Annotated in this window: 5 protein-coding genes, 1 tRNA gene and 1 rRNA gene; 5 read left to right on the forward strand and 2 right to left on the reverse strand. The window is 43.2% G+C overall.

Annotated features, from left to right (window positions below):
• Positions 1–67 precede the first annotated feature (67 nt).
• The gene (plsY, locus tag L0659_RS20820; RefSeq protein WP_235128505.1) at positions 68–721 is read left to right on the forward strand and encodes a glycerol-3-phosphate 1-O-acyltransferase PlsY; all 654 of its coding nucleotides are present in this window, start codon (positions 68–70) and stop codon (positions 719–721) included.
• A gap of 103 nt (positions 722–824) precedes the next feature.
• Complete coding sequence (locus tag L0659_RS20825) at positions 825–2198, forward strand: dipeptidase (RefSeq protein ID WP_235128506.1); 1374 nt, start codon at positions 825–827, stop codon at positions 2196–2198.
• Positions 2199–2213: 15 nt separating this feature from the next.
• On the opposite strand, the gene L0659_RS20830 is transcribed toward L0659_RS20825, so the two are convergent.
• A complete protein-coding gene (locus L0659_RS20830; RefSeq protein ID WP_235128507.1) occupies positions 2214–3440 on the reverse strand; it encodes a lipopolysaccharide assembly protein LapB in 1227 nt (408 codons plus the stop codon).
• A 174-nt stretch (positions 3441–3614) separates the two neighbouring features.
• Here L0659_RS20830 and hpt point away from each other — a divergent pair, with 174 nt between their 5' ends.
• The 3 genes from hpt to L0659_RS20845 all read left to right on the forward strand — a co-directional run bounded on the left by hpt (position 3615) and on the right by L0659_RS20845 (position 5713).
• A complete protein-coding gene (hpt, locus tag L0659_RS20835) occupies positions 3615–4142 on the forward strand; it encodes a hypoxanthine phosphoribosyltransferase (protein ID WP_235128508.1) in 528 nt (175 codons plus the stop codon).
• Between the two features lie 12 nt (positions 4143–4154).
• The gene (locus L0659_RS20840; RefSeq protein WP_235128509.1) at positions 4155–5555 is read left to right on the forward strand and encodes an MBL fold metallo-hydrolase RNA specificity domain-containing protein; all 1401 of its coding nucleotides are present in this window, start codon (positions 4155–4157) and stop codon (positions 5553–5555) included.
• A gap of 74 nt (positions 5556–5629) precedes the next feature.
• Positions 5630–5713 (forward strand) — tRNA-Leu (locus tag L0659_RS20845).
• Between the two features lie 164 nt (positions 5714–5877).
• Here L0659_RS20845 and rrf read toward each other — a convergent pair.
• Positions 5878–5989, reverse strand: a 5S ribosomal RNA gene (rrf, locus tag L0659_RS20850).
• Positions 5990–6000: the final 11 nt, after the last annotated feature.

Consider the following 6000-nt stretch of genomic DNA (forward strand, 5'->3'; position numbering starts at 1 on the left):
ATCCCTCAACTATCGTATTTTTGAACAAAACAATTTAACGTTTAAAATTTTCTGCGAATAGTACAATATGAGTATTGCCTTATTAATAACTACGATTATCGCTGCCTATTTGTTAGGATCAATCCCGAGTTCAGTTTGGTACGGAATAGGATATTTTGGAATTGACGTAAGAAAACATGGCAGCGGAAATGCCGGCGCTACCAACACTTTCCGGGTTTTAGGCAAACGTGCCGGAACAATTGTAATGCTTATTGACGTATTGAAGGGTTGGACTGCGACCTGCCTCGCTTCGATGTTATTTTATATGAATGCAATCGGCGAGACCGAGCTGCTGATGTTCAAGATCTTGTTTGGTATAATCGCGATCATCGGCCATATATTTCCTGTTTTTGTCCGGTTTAAAGGCGGAAAGGGAATTGCTACATTGCTGGGTATGGTGCTCGCTATCCATCCCGAACTTGCTTCTGTTTGTATCACGATCTTTATTCTGACACTGCTTGCTTCTCAATATGTTTCATTGAGTTCTATATTAGCGACGTTGGCTTTCCCTGTGCTTTCCTGGATCGGCGTTTTTGGCCATCCCGAGCCGCTATTAATCGTTTTCGGATTTACTATGTTCGTTCTTGTTGTTTTTACGCATCAGAAAAACATTGTCAGGCTTGTAAATGGAAATGAGAACAGGGTTAACCTATTTTCAAAAAAGTCAGGAAACCGCAAATAGTTTAAACTAATATCAAAAAAACAGCCTCTGAGGGACGACCTTAGGGGCTATTTTTTTATCTTGACACGCCATTTAAGGCACATTACACGATAAAAACACAGCAATGCTAAATTATATCAACGACAACCGCGACCGATTTCTGAACGAGCTTCTGGACCTGCTGCGCATTCCATCGGTAAGTGCAGATTCCAAATTCAAGCAGGATATGCTCAAAGCGGCCGAATTTGTAAAAGACAGAATTTCAGAAGCCGGGGCCGATCGCGTTGAGATTTACGAAACAGCGGGGCATCCGGTGGTTTATGGGGAAAAAATTATTGACCAAAATCTTCCTACCGTCCTCATTTACGGACATTACGACGTGCAGCCCGCCGATCCGTATGAGCTATGGAATTCGCCACCATTTGAGCCTGTAATCAAAAACGAGCGCATTTATGCACGGGGATCTTGCGACGATAAGGGGCAGTTTTATATGCATATCAAAGCACTGGAAACCATGTTGGCGACCGGTAATCTGCCTTGCAATGTAAAAATCATGATCGAAGGTGAAGAAGAAATTGGTTCCTCCAACCTCGCGTCATTTGTGAGCGAACATAGGGAAATGCTGAAATGCGACACGATCCTGATTTCCGACACCAGCATCATTGCCAATGACGTGCCTTCCATTGAAACGGGGCTTCGCGGACTCACATATGTGGAAGTGGAGGTCGTTGGCGCTAACCGGGACTTGCATTCCGGTGTTTACGGCGGCGGCGTAGCAAATCCGATTAATGTATTGTGTGAAATGATCGCTTCGCTAAAAGACGAGAAAGGACACATTACTATTCCTGGTTTTTATGACCATGTTGAAGAACTTTCATCCGAACAACGTGCAGCATTAAACGCAGCGCCATTTGATCTGGAAGAATATAAGAAAGATCTTCAAATTGATGACATTATGGGCGAGGACGGTTACTCAACCATTGAGCGGACTTCCGTTCGGCCGACATTGGATGTGAATGGAATTTGGGGCGGATATATTGGTGAAGGCGCAAAAACGGTGCTTCCATCAAAGGCTAATGCTAAAATTTCCATGCGCCTGGTCCCGCATCAGACCGATGAAGAGATCCTGGCATTATTCACCAAACATTTCGAATCCATTGCACCAGCTTCGGTGAAGGTAAAGGTTACACCACATCATGGTGGCTTGCCTTATGTGACACCAACAGATTCCCTGGAATATAAAGCGGCAGAAATGGCGATGGAAGAATCATTTGGTAAAAAACCAATTCCTACAAGAGGAGGCGGCAGCATTCCTATCGTGGCGCTATTCGAGCAGCAATTGGGCTGCAAAAGCATTCTGATGGGCTTTGGCCTGGACATTGATGCTTTGCATTCTCCGAACGAGAGTTACGGGCTCTTTAATTATTATAAAGGAATAGAAACAATTCCTCTGTTTTTCAAACATTATGCAGCATTAAAAAACCCAGCTAAATCATAGCCGGGTTAATTTCAATCATCTTTTTCTCCGCTGATCCCTTTTCATTTTTTTCAGGTTAGCAATGGCTGCTTTTGCCTCCCGATCCTGACTGGTTTTCTTATCAGCTTTATCGGCCGCTTGCTTGTAATAGCGAAGGGCTTCATCGTAATCCTTCTTGATCTCAGCTATTTTGCCCAATCCTATGAGCGACGAAACGTAGTAACCTGCGTTTAGCGAATTCGTTTGGGTAGAATAGTCGATTGCCTTTTGATAATACTTGGATGCCGCATCATAATTTTTGTGATATGTCATATTGTAATAAGCCAGCACATAAGCCGCATTTCGTCCGCTTACTCCCTCGTATCCAGGCATGCCTGAGCTGATCTTTTCGATAATGTTCAATGCAGCTTTTTCTGCTTCGGCCATCTTTCCGGTTACAAATGCGGTGCGGCAGAAATATCTTTCAAAATAGGGGTTATTAGGAAAGGTCTGCCACATGTATTTGGCCATTTCGTAAGCCTTTCCATACTCATTCTCCATGCTGTAAATCTGCAACAGAAAATACCTGGCTTCAACCCGCGTGTAGAATGCATTATTCCCTACTTTCTCCAATTGTTGTTCACCGAGCTTTTTGTTTCCTTTTGGAAAAAGCGACATAACAGGCTTTAAGATCGGATATTCTTTTGGCACCCATTCTGCATAATAATTGTAAAGTCCATCACCAAAGAGCAACTCTGGCGTCAGATCGCCGTTTCCTTTACATTGTTCGAAATATTTCAAAGACTTTTTACCTGCGAATGCTGCTTTTGTCCAACTCTCGCGTTCGGCATATAACCTTCCCTTAAACGCATAGGCCGCAGCCAGGAAGAATGCCGACTCTACCTTGTTTTTTTCTTTGTCGTAAAGCTGTTCGGCAAGATTAATGGTAGAGTCCATTTGCGCCAGAAACGCCTTATCATGCGTTTCGTTGTCCGTGTTCGGCACAATTTTCCACCATTCCGCCAGGCCCATCAGAAAATGGGGCATCGGATGCTTTGGATATCTGTATTTTAACCAGCGGAATTCAGTGTCCGCTTCCGCAAATTTGTAATTGTATAACATATTAATTGCCTCCGTCGATTCAATCTGAACGCTCGGGTTTTTCAGGATCATATCGTAGTTCTTGTCCAGTTCAGCGGACGAATACAATTGAGCTGAGGCAAATTGGATTGAAAATGCAGTTAAAAGACAGTATGTGGCTATATGTGTTATTAGACTTTTCATATCAGGGGTAAATCTCCCTATTTAACGCGGGATTTATATTTTACGTTTGCCACGGGCAGGGTTTTTGAAAAAAGAGTTAATATTGATCCTCAGACCCTTCCGCGGTTTTTGACAATATATTTATAATGTTATCATCGACTTTTTATGGCCTTTGATAAAACGACACCTCAAATTATGATCAATATTCTTGATAAAAAATTCACCCCACTGATTTCCAGGGAAGTTATAGAAAGCAGGATCGCTCAGATCGCCGCTGAGATCACGAAAGATTACGAAGGAAGTTGTCCGCTTTTTATTGTTGTTCTGAATGGTGCGTTTTTATTTGCGAGTGAACTGGTCAAACGGACCGCCCTATCCTGCGAAATTACATTTATACGACTGGCTTCCTATTCCAAAACAATGTCTACGGGATCCGTAAGGGAAATTATAGGGCTGGACGATAACATTACAGGACGGGATATCATCATTATTGAAGACATTGTGGATACTGGCCTTACCATGGCACAATTGGTAAAACAAATCGAAAATCTCAACCCTGCATCGGTCGCTATCGCAACTCTGTTACATAAACCGGATGCATTAAAAACCCCGATTGAAATTCGCTATACAGGATTTGATATTGAAAATAAATTCGTCGTGGGCTATGGCCTGGATTATGATGGTTTAGGCCGGAACCTTGACGCTCTATATGTTTTAGCTTGAATTAAAAAACTTATGAATATTCAATTTTTTGGAGCTGCCAGAACAGTCACTGGAAGCAAGCACCTGATTACAACAGAAAAAGGAACAAAAATACTGCTTGACTGCGGACTGTTTCAAGGCATTCAGACAGATGAGCTCAATGAAAGATTTGGTTTCAAGCCTGCTGATGTGGATTATCTTGTTTTATCACACGCGCACATTGATCATTCCGGCTTGATTCCCCGCCTTGTAAAGCAAGGATTTAGTGGTGGAATCTATTGTACACCGGCAACGGCAGATTTATGCCGGGTTATGCTGCTGGATAGTGCCCACATTCAGGAAAAGGATTTGGAACGTATCAACAGGCGCCGGGAAAAACAAGGCCGGCCGTTGCTGGATGAGCTATACAACACCGAAGATGCTGTTCATGCATTAAGTCTATTTAAAACAGCCCAGTACGGCGAGACTTTTTATCTGGGGCCGGACAAAGAAGTGGCCGTTTTGTTAACGGACGCTGCACATCTCCTTGGCAGCGCTGCTGTTCACCTCACCATTCCGGATGCAGGCTCATTTAAGCAACTCACATTTACCGGAGATATAGGCAGGCCGGAAGACCGCATTTTGCGAAAGCCAGATGCGTTTCCACAAGCAGATTTCATTATATGCGAATCAACTTATGGAGATAGGTTGCACGAGAAGCAAACGGATATGCAAGGACATCTTCTCAAAATCGTCCATGAAACCTGTGTTGTCCGTAAAGGTAAGCTCATTATCCCGGCATTTGCTATTGACCGCACACAAGAGCTGATTTACGCATTAGATCAACTTTCCAGTTCAGGAAAGCTTCCGCAGATTCCCGTATACATTGATAGTCCACTGGCAATCCGGGCGACGAAGATCATGAAGGAGCACGATGAATGCTTCAATCCGGAAATCCTGGAATATATTGAGAAAGACGGCGACGCATTTGCCTTTCCATATCTAAAATATATTTCCGACGTAAATGATTCCATAGCATTGAATGACAAAGATGAGCCGTGTATCATTATTTCCGCGTCGGGAATGGCAGAAGCTGGTCGGATCAAACATCATATCAAAAACAACATTGGCGATGCCAGGTGCACGATCCTTTTAGTTGGCTATGCATCGGGTAACACGCTTGCAGGCGCGCTAAAACGTGGAGACAAAACCGTCAATATTTTCGGTGAGCAGTTTGACGTTGTTTGCCATGTAGATTCAATGGAATCATTTTCCGGGCACGGCGACTACAATGAAATGCTGTCGTTCCTTTCCTGCCAGACTCCAGAAAGGGTGAAAAAAATCTTTCTGGTTCACGGAGAATATGAAACACAAGTTGCCTTTAAATTAAAATTGCAGGCAGCGGGTTTTAAGGACATTCATATCCCTGCACAGTTCGAAAACGTCAAAGTTTAAAAAGTTTTCACTTTTTGCGCTTTGACATCTGGTAAAGCAGAAAACATTACTATTTTTGCCAACCAGTTTTTTATGCCGAAGTGGTGAAATTGGTAGACACGCACGTTTCAGAGGCGTGTGGGGGTTGCCCTGTGTGGGTTCGAGTCCCATCTTCGGCACAACATTTAAACCTCAATGAGCTAGTAAGTAGCAAGTTGAGGTTTTTTTGTGCCTTTTCAATGATATAGATGTTCGGCTTATAATTGCCTTGCATTATTATTTCGAAATTTCCTTAAGCACAAAAAAAGCCTCACATTTCTGGGAGGCTTTTAGATTAATGGTATTGTGGCGACTACCTACTTTACCAGGTTTGATCCAAGTATCATCGGCGGTTCTGGGCTTAACTTCTCTGTTCGGGATGGGAAGAGGTGAACACCAGGCCAATAGTCACCAACAAGGTCTTTGT

The sequence above is a fragment of the Dyadobacter sp. CY347 genome (assembly GCF_021502655.1).
Classification (GTDB): domain Bacteria; phylum Bacteroidota; class Bacteroidia; order Cytophagales; family Spirosomataceae; genus Dyadobacter.

Excerpts from the sequence above, each read along its gene's own strand:
- plsY (WP_235128505.1), top strand. The coding sequence starts at position 68 with ATGAGTATTGCCTTATTAATAACTACGATTATCGCTGCCTATTTGTTA.
- L0659_RS20825 (WP_235128506.1), top strand. The coding sequence starts at position 825 with ATGCTAAATTATATCAACGACAACCGCGACCGATTTCTGAACGAGCTT.
- L0659_RS20830 (WP_235128507.1), bottom strand. The coding sequence starts at position 3,440 with ATGAAAAGTCTAATAACACATATAGCCACATACTGTCTTTTAACTGCA.
- hpt (WP_235128508.1), top strand. The coding sequence starts at position 3,615 with ATGATCAATATTCTTGATAAAAAATTCACCCCACTGATTTCCAGGGAA.
- L0659_RS20840 (WP_235128509.1), top strand. The coding sequence starts at position 4,155 with ATGAATATTCAATTTTTTGGAGCTGCCAGAACAGTCACTGGAAGCAAG.